This is a genomic window from Streptomyces sp. NBC_00727 (genome assembly GCF_045161745.1).
In the GTDB taxonomy this organism is placed as follows: domain Bacteria; phylum Actinomycetota; class Actinomycetes; order Streptomycetales; family Streptomycetaceae; genus Streptomyces.
Genome location: NZ_CP108981.1, coordinates 3,214,718 through 3,232,205 on the forward strand (window position 1 = coordinate 3,214,718; position 17,488 = coordinate 3,232,205).

The window sequence follows — 17,488 nt, forward strand, 5'->3', positions numbered from 1 at the left end:
CGCTCCGCTCAGCCCGCGAGGAGCTTCTTCACCGCGGCGGCCACCCGGCCGCCCTCGGCGCGCCCCGCGACCTTCGGGTTGACGATCTTCATGACGGCGCCCATCGCGCGCGGCCCCTCGGCCCCGGCGGACTTCGCCTCGTCGACGGCGGAGGCCACGAGCGCGGTCAGCTCCTCGTCGCTCAGCTGCTGCGGGAGGTACGCGTCGAGGATCTCGCCCTCCTTCTTCTCCCGCTCCGCCTGCTCGGTCCGGCCGCCCTTGGCGAAGGCATCGGCAGCCTCACGGCGCTTCTTCGCCTCCTTGGCGATCACCTTCTGCACCTCGTCGTCGGAGAGTTCGCGGGCGGTCGTGCCGCCGACCTCCTCCTTGGTGATCGCGGTGAGGGTCAGCCGGAGCGTGGACGAGGTCAGCTCGTCACGCGCCTTCATGGCCGTGGTGAGGTCTTCCTTGAGCTTGGACTTGAGCGTGGTCATGGGGAGATTGTGGCAGGTGCGGGGCGCTCGGCGCCCGCCTGTTTTCCTGCGGGTGCGCGCCGTCTGCGACGATGGGCGCATGCGCGCACGCTACGGAGTACCCCTGAAAATCACGGCGGTCACCGCCGCGGCCGGCGCCGCCGGTCTCGCCTACGCGGCAGGCTTCGAGGTCCGCTCGTTCCGCCTGCGCAGGGTCACGGTCCCGGTGCTCCCGCGAGGAGCACGCCCGTTGCGCGTCCTGCAGATCTCGGACGTGCACATGGTCAGCGGACAGCGCAGGAAGCGGGCCTGGCTCCAGTCGCTGGCCGGCCTGCGCCCCGACTTCGTCGTGAACACCGGGGACAACCTCTCCGACCCCGAGGCGGTGCCGGAACTGCTCGACGCGCTCGGCCCGCTGATGGAGTTCCCGGGGGTGTACGTGTTCGGCTCCAACGACTACTACGGACCCAAGCTCCGCAACCCGGTCCGCTACCTCTTCGAGAAGACGTCGGGCAAGCACGGGCTCAACGGCAACGCCCCGGCGACCGGCGCCGTCCACAACCCGTGGGAGCCGATGCGCGACAGCTTCGACGAGGCGGGCTGGCTCGACCTGTCCAACACCCGCGGCCGCCTCAAGCTGGACGGCCTGGAGCTGGCCTTCACGGGCCTGGACGACCCGCACATCAAGCGTGACCGCTACGCCGAGGTCGCCGGCGGCCCCGAGACGGGGGCCGACCTCTCGATCGGCGTGGTCCACGCCCCGTACCTGCGCTCCCTCGACGCGTTCACCACGGACGGTTACCCCCTGATCCTCGCCGGTCACACCCACGGCGGCCAGGTCTGCATCCCCTTCTACGGCGCCCTGGTCACCAACTGCGACCTGGACACGGACCGCGTCAAGGGCCTCTCCACCCACACCTCGGGCGGCAACCGCGCCTACCTCCACGTCTCGGCCGGCTGCGGTACGAGCCGCTACGCCCCGGTCCGCGTCGCCTGCCCCCCGGAGGCGACCCTGCTCACCCTGACGCCCCGGGACGCCTGACCGGGCCGCCCCCGCCGATCACGACAAAAACCGGATTTCGTCTCGGGGCGCCGGTGGGCTAGAGTTGTCCATGTCGCCGGGAGACCGGCGGCGATCGGGGTGTAGCGCAGCTTGGCAGCGCGCTTCGTTCGGGACGAAGAGGTCGTGGGTTCAAATCCCGCCACCCCGACAGCCGTAAGACCAGGTCAGGGGCCTGATCCACTTGGTGGATCAGGCCCCTGAGTGGTTTCCGGGGGCGTCTTGGGAGCCGTTTGGGAGCCGATCTCAGGAGTTGGCTCCCAGGGAGCCGCGATTGAGCCTGCCGAGCAGAACCTCGACGCGACACTTACGGGACGGACGCCCGGCAGAGCCTCCCCGCGGTCAAGCAGCGGACTCCACCCCTGGGGCGGAATCCTCCGGCGGGTCGAGGAGTCTGAAAGCGCAGTCTCCCGGACGCCGCCCCAAGCGCTGGACCATGAGAGCGCCGAGGAGCGCTGTCCCCGGGCCACACACCGGTCCCGCATCCGTGCCGACATAGAACAAACCGTTCTCATCCGGCTCCCGGCCCTCGTGCTCGGTGCCGGCGGCCAGCGCGAGGCAGAAGCCGAGGAGATGTCCTCCACTACGCCCTTCATGTCGACGGCAGCAAGCTTCAGGAGCTCCGTGAGGACCTCTTCGTCGCTCCGCCACCCGTCCTTCGGCGCCCAGTTTCCAACCCTGTAGAGATGGAGGACATCGGCCGTCGCGTCCGGCGGGTCTCCCAGCACCAAGTCCGCCAACACGTCGCTCGGCTCCTTCACCACTACACCTTGGCCTTCTCGCCTCCATGGGTTCCCTCGGGTGCGACTTGCGCTGCTTGCTTCTGCATAAGGTTCCCTTCCTTCGTTTGAACCGGGTCACCCAGTCTTGGTCCGGTTCACAGCGAGGAAGGGCCTTCCCACGTGATGATGGACACGCTTCGTTGATCACGCGGCGAGCGTGAGCTTAGCCGCGTGGTGTCGGCGTTCGTATTCGTTGAGGCTGAGGTGGCCGGTGGCGGAGTGCCGACGGCGGGTGTTGTAGCGGGTCAGCCAAGCGAAGACCCTGGCCCTGCAGGTGGCCGGGTCGCCGTAGTCGCGGGCGCCCCACAGGGTCTCGCGTTTGAGGGACGCGTGAAAACGGATGCCGGTGATGGAGAACCTTCGCATGACGCGGGCGACCCGCTTCTCGTTGACCCGCAGGCCTGGTCGCGGAGTTCGGCGGTCACTCGCGGGGAGCCGTAAGCGCCGCGGGACTCGTCGTGGACCTCACGGATCCTCGCCGCCAGGCGGTGGTCGGCCCGCTGCCGGGCAGCCCGGGCCACGCGGCCGGCCCGCCACTTGTAGTAGCTGGGCCTGTTCACCTCCAGGACCTGGCAGAGCCGCTTCACCTCGAAGGCGTCCCGGTGGTCGTCGACGAACTGGAAGCGGCTCCTCACCAGTTCGTCTCCCCGGCGAAATACTTGGCCGTCTTGCGCAGGATGACCCGTTCGGTCGCGAGCTTGCGCTCACTTGCCTCGAGCTCGGCGACCCTGGCCTCCAGCTGCCGGATCCTCTCGTCCGGTTCCGAGGACGGGGTCGTCTGAGGGGCCCGGGTCGCCGACCTGGTGTCCCGGCCCGCGTCCGGGCCGGCGCTGCGGCGTTCACGGCCCCGCAGCACCCAGTTCCGCAGGGTGTTCCTGTTGATGCCCAGGTCAGTGGCGATGCTTTTGTAGGTCGCCCCGGGTGTGGACTCGAACAGGGCCACGGCATCGGCCTTGAACTCGTCCGAGTAGTCCTTCATCGCCATCGGCGGTCTTCTCGCTTCCTCCGGATCAAGCAGATCCAGTATCAGCGTGTCCACCACTCAGAGGGAGGCCCCGTGGCGAGAGGGGGCGGGGGCTACGGTAACGGTCGTCGTTCCCCGATCGGAGCGTTGCCAGGCGTAGGTCCTCCCGGCGTCACCTGCGGCACCGCTGCCGGCGAGGCCACGCGCGCCACTGAGGAATGAGGTCCACGATGCCCACGCCCGGTTTCCCGCCGCACACGCTCGACCCCGAAGGAACGCCGATATGGATCAGTGATCTGGCCTCCGACGCCCCGCACCACATCCTCCACGTCGTGCACGGCATCGAACCGGCGGAGGCGCTGGAAAGGCTCGGCGCCAAAACGAGGTTGATGCAGCCCTGCGCACTGCCCGACAGCAGGCCGGACGAGTGGACGTCACTGCCGTGCGCGGCTCTCGGTATGGACCCGGGATCGTCTGCGGCGCTGTTGGCGGGACGCGTCGGCGAGTGGACCTTCGTCTACGACGACTCCGGATTCACCTTCGAGGACGCGGCGGAGGCACTGTCCGCCGATGGACGGACGGCGGCCACGAGCGTGTTCAGCATCAACGGGGACGCCAGCCTCACCTATGCCGTCGACGGCGAGCAGGTCGCTTGGGTCGACGTCGACGGTCTCGCCCTGGAGGAGGATCTTCCCCGTATGCCCGCCGAACTGCGCGCCGCATTCGAAGCCGCCGGCACCGTGGAGGAGGAAGGCCTCAAGCCGGGCGAGGCCGACAGCTCCATCACCATGCGTGCCATCTGCGCTCTGGCCGGCCTCCCGCTCACCCTGAGCGCCCTACGCCAGGTTCCACTGGTGATCCTGCCGTTCGGCTGACGGTGCTAACTCGTCTCAGCGAGCAGCGTGAGCGGCGAGACGTCGAGGGCGGCTGCGATGGCGACGAGGTCGTCGACGTCGCAGCGGCGCTGCCGGCATTCGATGCGGGACAGCATCGTGATGGTCATGGGGCGGCCGAGCGCAGTCACTCGTTCGGCCAGCTGGCGCTGAGCGAATCCGCGCGCTGCGCGGGAACGGGTTATGAGCTCGTAACACGATCTTGCTGAATCGTCCTGGTAGGCCGTTACCGGTGTGATGATTCGGCCGTTCGTGAGGTGTGGGCACCCGACCGTGGATCGTGGACGATGCGTTGTGGGCTCTGGTCGAGCCGTTGCTGCCGCCATGGCCGGAGCGGTCGCCAGGGCCGAGACCGGTGCCGGACCGGCTCTGCCTCTAGGGCACCCTGTTCGTCCTCTACAACGACATAGCCTGGCAACTCCTGCCCTTGGAGCTGGGGTTCGGATCGGGGCAGACGTGCTGGCGCCGGCTGGACCGGTGGCAGAAGGCGGGAGTCTTCGACCAGTTGCATCGGATCCTGCTCGCCAGGCTGAATGCGGCCGGCGAACTCGACTGGTCGCGTGCGTGTGTGGACGGTTCCCACATCCGCGCGAAAAAGGGGGACCCGACACCGGCCCGTCGCCGGTCGACTGGCGGAAGACGGGCAGCAAACACCACCTGATCTGCGACGGACGCGGCACCCCGCTCAAGGTGATCACGACCGCGGCCAACGTCAACGACGTCACCCAGACCCTCGCCCTGGTCGACGGCATCCCACCCGTCGCGGGCCGCCGCGGCCGGCCCCGACGACGGCCCGAGGCCCTGCTCGGCGACAAGGGCTACGACTCCAATCCCAACCGTGACGAACTGCGTCGCCGACGGATCCTGCCCGTCATCTCCCGCAAGGGATCACCGAACATCAAAGGCATCGGCAAGCTGCGATACGTCGTCGAGCAGACCTTCACCCTGCTCCACCACTTCAAACGACTCGCCGTCCGCTGGGAACGCCGCACCGAACTCCACGACGCCTTCGTCTCCCTCGCCTGCAGCCTCATCTGCTACCGACGCCTCAAGAAGAGAAGTGAGTGATCACCACAACGGAAGGAATTGGACCAAGCCCGCACATGTCGACCTACTTGGCATCGCGCCTGCGGCTCCGGTCCCGAACTCCCAGTCGCCTGATTCGCCAGGCAGGGAGCGGGTGGCGGGCCTCCGTGACGATGAAGTGAGCCATGTCGACCAGCATGCGTCGAACAACTGAGACAGGGACGACCAGATCGTCCCATTGGTTGTAGTTGGCGTGAAGGCGGATCTGATCGTCGGAGACGCGCTCCAGGACGCAGCTTTCCACGCCAAGTAGCAGCTCGTCGCCGGCCTCGATCTTGAGCCATTGCAGGAGCAGAGACGAGACTGCCCAGTCAGGCCCGCACTGGTCAACAAACTCCTCCGCTGCCCATCGCAAAGCCTGGGGCGTGTCCTCGGGGGCCCTGATCAGAGTCCTACCGAAGGCGGGAGCGACCTGATGCATCGAGCCGTCCTCGCTCGCGTCAGCGGCGGCTATCTCCTCCAGGCCGAAGACCCAGGCGCCTTCGGAGGAACGGACAGCGTTGTTCACGTGGCTCATCTGTACGACGATGCCACGCCCGTCGCGGCGCGCAGCCCACGAGGATTCCGAAGCGCTCCGCTCGTGATCGTGTTACGAGCTCTAAAACCTTCGTTCCAGGACGAGTTGGCGGTCGGTCTACGCGCGGAGCTATGACCCCCGACTGATCATTCGGGCAATTCCGGCGGGTTCTCGCACAACTATTACCGACCGGTACCGGCAGCTGCTACAACAGGGGACGCTCACTCAACCCCCCACCCACCCCCCACACTTCGGAGGGCTGACAGCTATGTCAGTACGGAGATTCTGGGCGTCCGCATCCACTCTGCTCCTCGTCGCCGCTGCCGCACTGGGTCTGGCCCAGCCGGCTTCGGCATCCCCCTCGGCCGCCGCCGGCGGGTACGTCGCTCTGGGCGACTCGTACTCGTCCGGTGTCGGCGCGGGGAGCTATCTGTCCGACAGCGGTGACTGCCGGCGCAGCACCAAGGCCTACCCGTACCTCTGGGCGGCGGCGAACTCGCCGTCGTCGTTCACCTTCGTCGCCTGTTCGGGCGCCACCACGAGCACCGTTTCCGGCAGCCAGCTGGGGTCGCTCACCACGTCCACCTCGTTGGTGAGCGTCACTGCGGGCGGAAATGACGTCGGGTTCGCCGACGTCATGCAGGACTGCGTGCTGTCCGGCGAGTCCGCGTGCATCGCGGCTGTGGACACGGCCGTCGGGAAGATGAACAACACGCTGCCGTCCGGGCTGAGTTCGCTGTACTCCTCCATCCACTCCAGGGCACCGCAGGCTCATGTCGTGGTGCTGGGGTACCCCCGCTTCTACAAGATCGGCGGGAGCTGCCTCGTCGGCCTGTCCGACAAGGCGCGTACGGCCATCAACAACGCCTCCGACGTGCTGAACGGCGTCATCGCCAAGCAGGCGGCGAACGCCGGGTTCACCTTCTCCGGGGTCGCCGACGAGTTCACCGGACACGAGATCTGCTCCGGCGATCCGTGGCTGCACAGCGTCTCGATCCCCGTCTACAACTCGTACCACCCGAAGCCCGAGGGCCAGTCGGGCGGCTACCTGCCCGCGTTCCGCTCCGCGGCGTAAGGCGGAAGAGCGCAGACGAGGGGCGGCACCGTCTCGGCGGTGCCGCCCCTCCGTCATGCTGCCGGACGGGTCGCCTTGAGCGAGTACATCAAGGGGATGCGCGGCCGGTCCGACGGGTAGCGGAAGAAGTCGTCCGCTCCGCGTTTCAGAACCGGGAAACGGGCGAAGAGCGAGGCGTCGTGCTCGTGCAGGAACTCGATCCGCAGGCCCGCGGCGGCCAGCGCGGACACCACACTGCCCACCGGGTGCTGCCACTCGACGCTGCGGTTGTGGACGGTCGGGGCGTCGAAGTCCGCGTACGTACCCGGCGTCTCGTCCACCCATGCCTCGCGGCTGAAGTAGTCGTGCACGATCCGCGAACCCGTCTCGTCGTCGAGGCAGTCCGTGAGCGGATGGAACTCCGCGAGGTACAGGAAGCCGCCCGGCGCCACCAGTGACGCGACCGTCTCGGCCCAGCGGCCGATGTCGGGCAGCCAGTTCAGCGCGCCGACGCCCGTGTAGACGATGTCGTACGAGGAGTCCGGTACGGCCTGGGCCGCGTCGTACACGTCGGCGGCGACGAAGGCCGCGCGGTCGGGGCCGAGCCCCAGGTCCTCGGCGAGGGCGCGGGCGGTCTCGACGGCCGGTTCGGAGAAGTCGAGGCCGACGACCTGCGCGGCGCCGTGCCGTGCCCAGGAGAGCGTGTCCAGTCCGATGTGGCACTGCAGGTGCAGCAGCGACCGGCCGGTCACGTCACCGACCTCGGCCAGCTCGAAGGGCCGCAGGGCGTCCTTCCCGGTACGGAAGGCGTCGAGGTCGTAGAAGTCACTGCCGGCGTGGATGGGCACACGCTCATCCCACAGCCTGCGGTTGGCCTCGCGCCAGTCGGGCGGTATCGGAGCGGTGGACATGTCGGCGAGGTTATCCACAGGCTGCGGACGAAGCGAACGGATTGTCGGGCGTTCGACGCAGAATGGGGTCATGACTGAGGCAACAGGTTCGTCGACGAACGCATCCGTCCCGCTGTGGGAGCAGCGTTTCCGGGCTCCCCGGGTATCGCTGCCCGACTGGGCCGAGGACGCGCCGGACCGCGCGTTGTTCGTGTCCAACGCTACGGGCACCTACGAGCTGTACACATGGGACCGGGCGACCGGCGAGCAGCGCCAGGTGACCGACCGGCCGAACGGCACGACGGACGGCGTACTGACGCCGGACGGCGAGGCCGTGTGGTGGTTCGACGACACCGACGGGGACGAGTTCGGTGTGTGGATGCGGCGGCCGTTCCACGGCGGGGTCGAGACGGCGAACGAGCCTGCCGCCCCCGGCCTCGCACCCTCCTACCCGGCCGGGCTCGCGATCGGCCGGGACAACACGGCGGTGATCGGCCGTTCGACGGACGAGGACGGCACGACGGTCCACGTCGTACGGCCGGGCGCGGACCCCGTCGAGATCTACCGCCACCGCGAGTCGGCCGGGGTCGGGGACCTGTCGCACGACGGGACGCTGATCGCCCTGGAGCACACCGAGCACGGGGACGCGATGCACTCCGCGCTGCGCGTGGTGCGGCCGGACGGGACGACGGTCGCGGAGCTGGACGACACCGCGGGGGGTACGAAGGAGCTGGGCCTCGCGGTCCTCGGCTTCGCCCCGGTCGCCGGGGACACCCGGCTGCTGGTCGGGCACCAGAGGCGTGGGCGCTGGGAGCCGATGATCTGGGACCCGGTGGCGGGCACGCAGACGGACCTGGCCATCGATCTGCCGGGCGATGTGGGCGCCGAGTGGTATCCGGACGGCTCCGCGCTCCTCATCGAGCACGGCTTCGAGGCCCGCAGCGAGCTCTGGCGGTACGAGCCCGCCGCGTCCGACGGCAGGCTGGTGCGGGTGGAGACGCCCACCGGTACGGTCTCGGGCGCCACGGCCCGGCCGGACGGGACGGTGGAGTACCTCTGGTCGTCGGCGGCCGAGCCGCCGGTGGTCCGGTCGACGACCGGTGCGGTGGTGCTGGACCCGCCGGGTGCCGAAGCACCCGGGTCGATGCCGGTCGAGGACGTGTGGGTGGAGGGCCCCGGCGGCCGTATCCACGCGCTCGTCCAGCGCCCGGCCGCCCCCGCCGAGGGGCCGTTCCCGACAGTCTTCGAGATCCACGGCGGCCCGACCTGGCACGACAGCGACGCCTTCGCGGCCGGGCCCGCCGCCTGGGTGGACCACGGCTACGCGGTCGTCCGGGTCAACTACCGCGGCTCGACCGGATACGGGCGGGCGTGGACGGACGCGCTCAAGCACCGGGTCGGGCTGATCGAGCTGGAGGACATCGCGGCGGTGCGGGAGTGGGCGGTGAAGTCCGGCCTCGCGGACCCGGCCGCGCTGGTCCTGTCCGGCGGATCCTGGGGCGGCTACCTCACCCTGCTCGGCCTCGGTACGCAGCCCGGTGACTGGGCCCTCGGCCTGGCCGCGGTCCCCGTCGCGGACTACGTGACGGCGTACCACGACGAGATGGAGGCCCTGAAGGCGATGGACCGCACACTGCTGGGCGGGACGCCGGAGGAGGTGCCCGAGCGGTTCGAGGCATCGTCGCCCCTGACGTACGTCGACGCCGTGCGGGCCCCCGTCTACATCTCGGCCGGCGTCAACGACCCGCGCTGCCCGATCCGCCAGGTCGAGAACTACGTGGACCGGCTGAAGGAACGCGACGCGGTGCACGAGGTCTACCGGTACGACGCCGGTCACGGCTCGCTCGTCGTGGAGGAGCGGATCAAGCAGGTCCGGCTGGAGCTCGGCTTCGCCCGGCGCCACCTGGCGGGGCTCTCGCCCGCGGGGCCCGGCGACCCCACTGGTCCGGAAGAGGGGGCCCCGGGCGGCGACGCGTAGGGGCCGAATAAAGGGAGGCTTTTCGGGTGCCCCCGCTCCGGCCGGACGGAGCGGGGACCGTACCGTGGAGGGGTGTACCGGTTCCTGCTGACCCCGCGATGGTGGGGGATCAACCTCTTCGTCGTGCTGGCCATCCCGTTCTGCGTGTTCATGGGCACCTGGCAGCTCGGCCGCTTCGAGGACCGCGTGCACACGCACGAGGCCGCCGAGAAGCAGCCCGCCCCGGGCACCCGGGCCGCCGAGCCGCTCGACGAGCTGCTGCCCGTTGACACGGAGACCTCCGGCCGGCCCGCCACCGCGAGCGGCCGGTACGCGGACCGCTTCCTGGTGCCCGGCCGCGAGCTGGACGACCGCAAGGGCTTCTACGTCCTGGACATGCTGCGCACCGACAGCGGCAAGGCCCTGCCGGTGGTACGCGGCTGGCTGCCCGGGAAGCCCGGACACACCCAGGTGCCGCCCGCGCCGGCCGGCCGGGTCACGGTGACCGGCGACCTCCAGGCTTCGGAGAACGCGGGCACCGCGGGGGTGGGCGTGACGGGCGGGCTGCCGGACGGCCAGGTGGGCATGATCAGCGCCGCGTCGCTGGTCAACCTCGTGCCGTACGACGTGTACGACGCCTGGGTGACGCTCCCGAAGAGCGGCGAAGGCACCTCGACGGAGGCGGCCGGTGGTGCCGCCCGGGCCGGAGCGACCGCGCTGCGCCCGGTGCCGGCCGCCGCGCCGGAGGGCGGGGGGCTCGACCTCAAGGCCTTCCAGAACCTCGGCTACACGGGTGAGTGGTTCGTCTTCGCCGCGTTCGTGGTCTTCATGTGGTTCCGCCTGCTGCGCCGCGAGGCCGAGGCGGCCAGGGACCTGAAGCTGGGACTGGTCCCCGAGGCGGAGGCGCCGGGCGCCGAGGCGGAGGCCCGTCCCGGGGCTTGAGGGGCCAGGGGGCCGCAGACCGGCCCCGCCCGGCTCCGCGCCCGGCCCCCTCCCGCTCCTGCGACGGCTCCTGCTCCTGCTCCTGCTCCTGCTCCTGCTCCGACACTTCTACGGCGACGAAGGCTCCAGGACGCCCGTCCGGTAGATCGTCCCCGCGCAGGCGTTGTCGATCTTCGTCGCGGCGACCGGGGCACCCGGCTCCGGGGTGTGCTGCACGGAGACGCTGCCCTGTGCGGTACCCGTGCCGTCGGCGGTGCCGAACTGCGGCTCCGTAGCCGTCTCGGTCTCCCCCGTGCCGCCGGCCGCCGCAACCCCGGCGGAGCCGCCGCTGCCCGCGCCCGCCGTGCTGTCCGTCGGCGTCGGGGAGGGCGAGCCGCCGGTGGACGGACAGGTTTCCTTGGGGACCCAGGCGAACTGCACCTCGTAGGCCATGTCCGGCTTCAGCAGGACGGTGGACTCCTCGGTGGCCGGGTCGGGCAGACCGGACGCGGGATCGCCCTCGGTGTGCCGGACGACGTCGATCCGGGTCCGGTCGGCGGCGCCCATCGCCTCGAACCCCACGGTGCCCCCGCTGCTCACCGAACAGTCCGTGCCGGACACGTTGGCGATGCGGAAGGCCCCGTACACCGTGCCGTCGGCACCCGCGGCGCCGGTCGTCGCCGACCTCACGCCGAGCTGACCCGGGTCGCACGCGGGCAGGCCGCCCGCCGCGCTGGCGGCGGGGTCGGCGGACGCGCCGGTCGTGTCACCGTCCTGCCCCTGGCCGCTGCTGTCGGACGGACTCGCGGTGCTCTCCGGGAGCCCCTGGCCCCCGTCCGGGTGTCCGCCGCCGCTCTCGCCACCGCCTCCGTTGCCGGAGTCCGCGCCGGGGTCGTCGCCGTTGCCGCCCTGCGCCTGTTCGCCGTGTCCGACGATGGCAGGGCTGGCGGTGCTCGAACCCTCCGAGTTCGCGACGTGGACGAACGCGGGGACGGCGGTGCCGATCAGCAGCGCGGCGGCCGCCGCCCCGACCAGGGCCTGCCGTCGCCGGGCACGCCGTGCGGGCACCGCACGGTGCAGCCGGTCGAGGCTGCCCTCGCTCGGCTCCAGGCCCTGCACCACGCCGTGCATCATGCGGCGCAGCGCGTCCCCGTCGTCGCCGTCGCCGAAGGGGTCGCTCACGCCGAACGGGCCGGCCGGGGTCGTGAAGCCCACCGTGTCGCCGTCCTCCGTGCCCCGGCCTCCTAGCCGCGGGGCCTGTTCATGCTCGTGCTCGTGGTGGTCACCGCGCCGGCTCATACCTGCGCCTCCATCACCACGCGCAGGGCCGCGATGCCGCGCGACCCGTACGCCTTCACCGAGCCCAGGGATATCCCCAGCGTCTCGGCGACCTGGGCCTCGGTCATGTCCGCGAAGTAGCGCAGGACCAGCACCTCGCGCTGGCGCCTCTGCAGCCCGCGCATCGCCTTGATCAACGCGTCCCGCTCCAGCTGGTCGTACGCGCCCTCCTCCGCACTCGCCATGTCCGGCATCGGCTTCGAGAGCAGCTTCAGCCCGAGGATGCGGCGCCGGAGCGCGGAGCGGGAGAGGTTGACGACGGTCTGGCGCAGGTACGCGAGAGTCTTCTCGGGCTCGCGGACCCGGCTGCGCGCGGAGTGCACGCGGATGAACGCCTCCTGCACGACGTCCTCGCAGGACGCCGTGTCGTCCAGCAGCAGGGCCGCGAGGCCGAGCAGCGAACGGTAGTGGGCGCGGTAGGTCTCGGTGAGATGGTCGACGGTGGTTCCGGCTGCCACGCTCTCCTCAGCGCCCTCGCGCTGCGCCGGCAGCCCCGTCCGACGCGCGGCGGGCATGGGCGCGATCACCGGCATGCCGCCGGCTGCGCGGGCCCGTCGGAGCGGTCGCACCGAAGCGCCGCGCAAGGGGCCCACCACTGTGATATCGAGAACCTCTGCCACGCCAGTTGGACACGCTTCCCCCCGTCAGGGTTGTACGCATACGGCACCGCGTTTGAAGCCCTGCGATATGCCTTCATACGTACCCGCTCTTCCCCAGATGCCCCGCACATGCGCCCCGCCGCGCAAGAAGTGACCGCTTAGACGCCTGGCGCCCGATCCGCGGTTGCAACGAACCGAAAGGTCATCGTCTGTCACGGCGACTGCCCAGCTCAAGAGGTTCAGACCAGCAAGTTGCTCACAGATCGTGCACAGAAAGTACAAAAAGGGTTCGATCCGGACCTCGTGATCACGGTCGTTCAGGACCGGGGAAACTCGGCGGCCACCGATTCGGCGATCTGCGCCACGTTGAGCGCCGCGCCCTTGCGGAGGTTGTCGCCGCAGACGAAGAGCTCCAGCGCCTGCGGATCGTCCAGCGAGCGCCGGACCCGGCCGACCCAGGTCGGGTCGGTGCCCACCACGTCGGACGGGGTGGGGAAGTCGCCGGCGCCCGGACTGTCGTACAGCACCACTCCGGGAGCGGTCGCCAGGATCTCGTGGGCCCGGTCGACCGCGACCTCGTTCTCGAAGCGGGCGTGCACGGACATCGAGTGGGTGGCGACGACGGGTACGTAGACGCAGGTCGCCGACACCCGCAGGCCCGGGAGGCCGAGGATCTTGCGGCACTCCTCGCGGATGGCCAGTTCCTCCGACGACCAGCCGTCCCCGGCGTCCGTCCCGGCCCAGGGGACGACGTTGAGCGCGACCGGCGCGGCGAACGGGCCGCCCTGGGTGTCGCCCACCACGCGGCGCACGTCGCCCGGCTTCGTACCGAGTTCGGTGCCGGCCACCATCGACAGCTGTTCGCGCAGGACGGCGACTCCGTCGCGCCCGGCGCCGCTGACGGCCTGGTAGGAGGAGACGACCAGCTCGCGCAGGCCGAACTCGGCGTGCAGGGCGCCGACCGCGACGATCAGCGCGAGCGTGGTGCAGTTCGGGTTCGCGACGATGCCGCGCGGTCTCATCCGTACGGCGTGCGGGTTGATCTCGGGCACGACGAGCGGAACGTCGTCGTCCGTACGGAAGGCCGCGGAGTCGTCGATGACGACGGCGCCCTTGGACGCGGCGACCGGGGCCCATTGCGCGGAGACCTCGGCGGGCACCAGGAAGAGCGCCACGTCGACGCCCTCGAAGACGTCCTCGGTGAGTCCGAGGACCTCGCTCTCCTCACCGCGTACGACCAGCTTGCGGCCGGCCGAGCGCGGTGAGGCGACGAGTCTGACCTCGCCCCAGACGTCCGCGTGCTGCGAGAGGATCTGGAGCATGACGCCACCGATCGCCCCGGTCGCACCGACGACCGCGAGCGAAGGGCGGCGTGCGGTCATCGGCCGGTGCCCCCGTACACGACTGCCTCGTCGGAGTCGCTGTCGAGGCCGAAGGCGGTGTGGACCGCGCGGACGGCCTCGTTGACGTCGTCGGCGCGGGTGACCACCGAGATGCGGATCTCGGATGTCGAGATCAGCTCGATGTTCACGCCGGCGTCGGAGAGCGCCTCGAAGAAGCCCGCGGTGACCCCGGGGTTGGTCTTCATACCTGCGCCGACCAGGGAGATCTTGGCGATCTGGTCGTCGTAGCGCAGCGAGTCGAAGCCGATCACGCCACGGTTGCGCTCCAGGGCGTCGATGGCCTTGCGGCCCTCGGACTTGGGGAGCGTGAACGAGATGTCCGTCAGGCCGGTCGAGGCGGCGGAGACGTTCTGCACCACCATGTCGATGTTGACCTCGGCGTTCGCGATCGTACGGAAGATCGCGGCGGCCTCGCCCGGCTTGTCGGGCACGCCGACGACGGTGATCTTGGCCTCGGAGACGTCATGGGCGACTCCGGAGATGATGGCGTGCTCCACCTGCTGGTCCCCTTGCGGCTCGTTGCTGACCCAGGTGCCGCGCAGTCCGGAGAAGGAGGAGCGGACGTGGATCGGGATGTTGTAACGGCGTGCGTACTCGACGCACCGGTGCAGCAGCACCTTGGAGCCGGACGCGGCCAGCTCCAGCATGTCCTCGAAGGAGATCCAGTCGATCTTGCGGGCCTTCTTCACGACCCGCGGGTCGGCGGTGAAAACGCCGTCCACATCGGTGTAGATCTCACATACCTCGGCATCCAGCGCGGCCGCGAGCGCGACGGCGGTGGTGTCGGACCCGCCGCGGCCGAGGGTGGTGATGTCCTTCTTGTCCTGGGACACACCCTGGAACCCCGCGACGATCGCGATGTTCCCCTCGTCCAGCGCCGTACGGATACGGCCCGGCGTCACATCGATGATGCGCGCTTTGTTGTGGACCGAGTCGGTGATGACGCCTGCCTGGCTGCCGGTGAACGACTGGGCCTCGTGGCCCAGGTTCTTGATCGCCATGGCCAGCAGCGCCATGGAGATCCGCTCTCCCGCGGTCAGCAGCATGTCGAACTCACGCCCGGCCGGTATCGGGGATACCTGCTCGGCGAGATCGATCAACTCGTCCGTCGTGTCGCCCATCGCTGACACCACGACAACCACCTGGTTGCCGTTCTTCTTGGCATCGACGATTCGCTTGGCGACGCGCTTGATGCCCTCGGCATCGGCTACGGAGGAGCCTCCGTACTTCTGCACGACAAGGCCCACGTGCGCTCCTCGCTCAGTCCATTACTGCGGTCGGCTCAGTTTATCGAGCAGCCCGGAAACGCCCCGCCGATACCACATGGTGAGATGTCCCGCTCACCAAGTGATCATCGGCGCGTCGCCTCCGAACCGCTCGTACCGCGCTGCTGCCCACCGAACACGTACCCATTCCCCTTTGTGGCCCAGCCCACACGTGGCCGGGCCGACCGAGGCCCCGCCTACTTCGCGGGGCGCAGTCCCAGCGGTCCCGCGATCTCCTCGAACATGACGCGGCCCGCCTCCTCGGCGAGATCGTCGTCGCCCGCGTCCTGGTCGGTGTCCAGGCCGTCCAGCTCCTGGAGGGGCTGGTTGAGGCGGATGTGGGCGATCAGGGACTGGAGAGCGCGCAGGGTGGCGGAAGCTGTGGAGCCCCAGTTGGAGAAGTAGGAGAACTGCCACCACCACAGGCCCTCGGTGGTGCGGCCCTCCTCGTAGTGGGCCAGGCCGTGGCGCAGGTCCGTGACGAGGTCGGCCAGGTCGTCGGAGATGCGGGCCGGGACCGGGGACTTGCGGGGCTCGTACGGGTCGAAGACCTCGGAATAGACGTCGATCGGCTCCAGGAGGGCCGCGAAGCGCTCGCGCAGGCCGTCGGCGTCCGGCTCGGCGCCCAGGTCCGGCTCGTAGCGCTCGTCGGGGACGATGTCCTCGTACGCGCCGAGCCGGCCGCCGGCCAGCAGCAGCTGGGAGACCTGGAGGAGCAGGACCGGAACGGCCTCTTCCGGCTCCTTGACCCTGGACACCTCGGTGACCGCGACGATGAACGTCTTGATCTGGTCCGCGATCTGGACCGCGAAATCGCCGGGGTCCTGCGTGACGGTGTTCAACGTGGCGTCAGACATCGAGGAGACCTCCCGTGTGCACGGTCGGAGACGGTGAGTAGAAGATAACCGCGCCGAACGTAAAGCCCTCGTGAGTGCCGGGGGAACCGTCAGACATCCAGCAGTCGCCTCCCCTCGAAGGCGCGGCCGAGAGTGACCTCGTCCGCGTACTCCAGGTCGCCGCCCACCGGCAGACCGCTGGCCAGCCGGGTGACGCGCAGCCCCATGGGCTTGACCATCCGCGCCAGGTACGTCGCGGTGGCCTCGCCCTCCAGGTTGGGGTCGGTCGCCAGGATCAGTTCGGTGATGGAACCGTCGGCGAGGCGGGCCAGCAGCTCGCGGATGCGCAGATCGTCCGGACCGACGCCCTCGATGGGGCTGATCGCCCCGCCCAGTACGTGGTAGCGGCCCCGGAACTCACGGGTCCGCTCGATCGCGACGACGTCCTTGGGCTCCTCGACCACGCAGATGACCGACCGGTCGCGGCGCTGGTCGCGGCAGATGCCGCACTCCTCCTGCTGGGCCACGTTGCCGCAGACCGCGCAGAAGCGGACCTTGTCCTTGACCTCCAGGAGGGCGTGGGCCAGGCGCCGTACGTCCGTGGGCTCCGCCTGCAGCACGTGGAAGGCGATCCGCTGCGCGCTCTTGGGACCGACGCCGGGCAGCCTGCCCAGTTCGTCGATGAGGTCCTGAACCACGCCTTCGTACAACGGAACGCCTTCCTGACTGAGTCGGCTGAGTCGTGGTACGTACCGTAGGGGGTACGTACGGTCTTGGGTATGCGGCCGGTCAGAACGGCAGGCCGGGCATGCCACCGCCCAGCCCCTGGGTCAGCGGGCCGAGCTTCTGCTGCTGGAGCTGCTGGGCGTTCTCGTTGGCCGCCTGGACCGCCGCGACGACGAGGTCCGCGAGGGTCTCGGTGTCCTCCGGGTCCACCGCCTTCGGATCGATCACCAGGCCGCGCAGCTCGCCCGAGCCGTTGACCGTCGCCCTGACCAGACCGCCGCCCGCCTGGCCGTCGACCTCGGTCCTGGCGAGCTCCTCCTGGGCCTGGGCGAGCTCCTGCTGCATCTTCTGGGCCTGCTGCAGCAGCTGCTGCATATCGGGCTGACCACCACCGGGAATCACGGTCACTCCAGGCATTTCGACGACAAATGTTTCGGTACGCCGAGCCTACGTTGTCCCCGGGCGACGCGCCCTACCCGCCGAGGCGCAACTCTTTCGGGTGAGATCGGGAGAGCGGTGCCGGGACTCCTATACCTGACCAGAGGCCGTGCGCACCCGGGAATACCGCGATTTCGACCCCATGGCCCACCATTCGGCGGTAGGAAGGGCATGCGTCCCGGTACGCACGCGCATACTTCCCGTCACGCATGGTTACGCACGGGGGACTGCCCGTCGCGTCCAGGGGCACCGAGCAGCCAGGGAGCAGAGATCCGCCCCGTCGTCGAGTACGCGGTCGTGAGCACGC

General features: G+C 69.9%; 16 protein-coding genes, 1 tRNA gene and 2 pseudogenes. 7 read left to right on the forward strand and 12 right to left on the reverse strand.

Annotation, left to right across the window (positions count from 1 at the left end; translation table 11 throughout):
• Window positions 1–8: 8 nt before the first annotated feature.
• Window positions 9–473, reverse strand: a complete 465-nt coding sequence (locus OG242_RS14410) for a GatB/YqeY domain-containing protein (protein ID WP_405898556.1) — start codon at window positions 471–473, stop codon at window positions 9–11.
• Window positions 474–552: 79 nt separating this feature from the next.
• Here OG242_RS14410 and OG242_RS14415 point away from each other — a divergent pair, with 79 nt between their 5' ends.
• Together OG242_RS14415 and OG242_RS14420 are read left to right on the forward strand one after the other, a co-directional pair.
• The gene (locus tag OG242_RS14415; protein ID WP_405898557.1) at window positions 553–1,494 is read left to right on the forward strand and encodes a metallophosphoesterase; all 942 of its coding nucleotides are present in this window, start codon (window positions 553–555) and stop codon (window positions 1,492–1,494) included.
• Between the two features lie 95 nt (window positions 1,495–1,589).
• Window positions 1,590–1,663 (forward strand) — tRNA-Pro (locus OG242_RS14420).
• Window positions 1,664–2,438: 775 nt separating this feature from the next.
• On the opposite strand, the pseudogene OG242_RS14425 reads toward OG242_RS14420, so the two are convergent.
• Window positions 2,439–3,279: pseudogene (locus OG242_RS14425) on the reverse strand (IS3 family transposase).
• 209 nt (window positions 3,280–3,488) lie between these two features.
• Here OG242_RS14425 and OG242_RS14430 point away from each other — a divergent pair.
• On the forward strand, window positions 3,489–4,133 hold the full coding sequence (locus tag OG242_RS14430) for a DUF6461 domain-containing protein (RefSeq protein ID WP_405898558.1): 645 nt from the start codon (window positions 3,489–3,491) through the stop codon (window positions 4,131–4,133).
• A 5-nt stretch (window positions 4,134–4,138) separates the two neighbouring features.
• Here the strand turns inward: OG242_RS14430 and OG242_RS14435 are convergent, their stop codons facing one another.
• On the reverse strand, window positions 4,139–4,336 hold the full coding sequence (locus OG242_RS14435; protein WP_405901608.1) for a helix-turn-helix domain-containing protein: 198 nt from the start codon (window positions 4,334–4,336) through the stop codon (window positions 4,139–4,141).
• A 74-nt stretch (window positions 4,337–4,410) separates the two neighbouring features.
• On the opposite strand from OG242_RS14435, the pseudogene OG242_RS14440 reads away from it, so the two are divergent.
• Window positions 4,411–5,219: pseudogene (locus tag OG242_RS14440) on the forward strand (IS5 family transposase).
• Between the two features lie 43 nt (window positions 5,220–5,262).
• Here OG242_RS14440 and OG242_RS14445 read toward each other — a convergent pair.
• On the reverse strand, window positions 5,263–5,754 hold the full coding sequence (locus OG242_RS14445) for a hypothetical protein (protein ID WP_405898559.1): 492 nt from the start codon (window positions 5,752–5,754) through the stop codon (window positions 5,263–5,265).
• 268 nt (window positions 5,755–6,022) lie between these two features.
• Between OG242_RS14445 and OG242_RS14450 the strand changes: the two genes are divergently transcribed.
• Complete coding sequence (locus OG242_RS14450) at window positions 6,023–6,829, forward strand: SGNH/GDSL hydrolase family protein (RefSeq protein ID WP_405898560.1); 807 nt, start codon at window positions 6,023–6,025, stop codon at window positions 6,827–6,829.
• Between the two features lie 53 nt (window positions 6,830–6,882).
• On the opposite strand, the gene OG242_RS14455 is transcribed toward OG242_RS14450, so the two are convergent.
• A complete protein-coding gene (locus OG242_RS14455) occupies window positions 6,883–7,719 on the reverse strand; it encodes a class I SAM-dependent methyltransferase (protein ID WP_405898561.1) in 837 nt (278 codons plus the stop codon).
• A 70-nt stretch (window positions 7,720–7,789) separates the two neighbouring features.
• Here OG242_RS14455 and OG242_RS14460 point away from each other — a divergent pair, with 70 nt between their 5' ends.
• Window positions 7,790–9,676: a S9 family peptidase gene (locus OG242_RS14460; protein ID WP_405898562.1), complete on the forward strand. Its 1,887-nt coding sequence runs from the start codon at window positions 7,790–7,792 to the stop codon at window positions 9,674–9,676.
• A 72-nt stretch (window positions 9,677–9,748) separates the two neighbouring features.
• Window positions 9,749–10,597: an SURF1 family protein gene (locus tag OG242_RS14465; protein ID WP_405898563.1), complete on the forward strand. Its 849-nt coding sequence runs from the start codon at window positions 9,749–9,751 to the stop codon at window positions 10,595–10,597.
• A 108-nt stretch (window positions 10,598–10,705) separates the two neighbouring features.
• Here OG242_RS14465 and OG242_RS14470 read toward each other — a convergent pair whose 3' ends face one another.
• The 7 genes from OG242_RS14470 to OG242_RS14500 all read right to left on the reverse strand — a co-directional run bounded on the left by OG242_RS14470 (window position 10,706) and on the right by OG242_RS14500 (window position 17,145).
• Complete coding sequence (locus tag OG242_RS14470; protein ID WP_405898564.1) at window positions 10,706–11,875, reverse strand: hypothetical protein; 1,170 nt, start codon at window positions 11,873–11,875, stop codon at window positions 10,706–10,708.
• Window positions 11,872–12,447 carry a SigE family RNA polymerase sigma factor gene (locus OG242_RS14475; protein WP_093708096.1) on the reverse strand — a complete coding sequence of 192 codons (576 nt, stop codon included), beginning with the start codon at window positions 12,445–12,447 and terminating at the stop codon, window positions 11,872–11,874. Before OG242_RS14475 ends, OG242_RS14470 begins: the two co-directional genes overlap by 4 nt.
• A 383-nt stretch (window positions 12,448–12,830) precedes the next feature.
• Window positions 12,831–13,895 (reverse strand): aspartate-semialdehyde dehydrogenase, encoded by a 1,065-nt coding sequence (locus OG242_RS14480; RefSeq protein WP_405898565.1) that lies wholly within the window; start codon window positions 13,893–13,895, stop codon window positions 12,831–12,833.
• Window positions 13,892–15,163, reverse strand: coding sequence for an aspartate kinase (locus tag OG242_RS14485; RefSeq protein ID WP_360860490.1), 1,272 nt, complete (start codon window positions 15,161–15,163; stop codon window positions 13,892–13,894). Before OG242_RS14485 ends, OG242_RS14480 begins: the two co-directional genes overlap by 4 nt.
• Window positions 15,164–15,378: 215 nt before the next feature.
• Window positions 15,379–16,038, reverse strand: coding sequence for a DUF5063 domain-containing protein (locus tag OG242_RS14490; protein ID WP_405898566.1), 660 nt, complete (start codon window positions 16,036–16,038; stop codon window positions 15,379–15,381).
• An 89-nt stretch (window positions 16,039–16,127) separates the two neighbouring features.
• The gene (recR, locus tag OG242_RS14495) at window positions 16,128–16,727 is read right to left on the reverse strand and encodes a recombination mediator RecR (RefSeq protein ID WP_018514171.1); all 600 of its coding nucleotides are present in this window, start codon (window positions 16,725–16,727) and stop codon (window positions 16,128–16,130) included.
• 79 nt (window positions 16,728–16,806) lie between these two features.
• Window positions 16,807–17,145 carry a YbaB/EbfC family nucleoid-associated protein gene (locus tag OG242_RS14500; RefSeq protein WP_405901609.1) on the reverse strand — a complete coding sequence of 113 codons (339 nt, stop codon included), beginning with the start codon at window positions 17,143–17,145 and terminating at the stop codon, window positions 16,807–16,809.
• Window positions 17,146–17,488 lie beyond the last annotated feature (343 nt).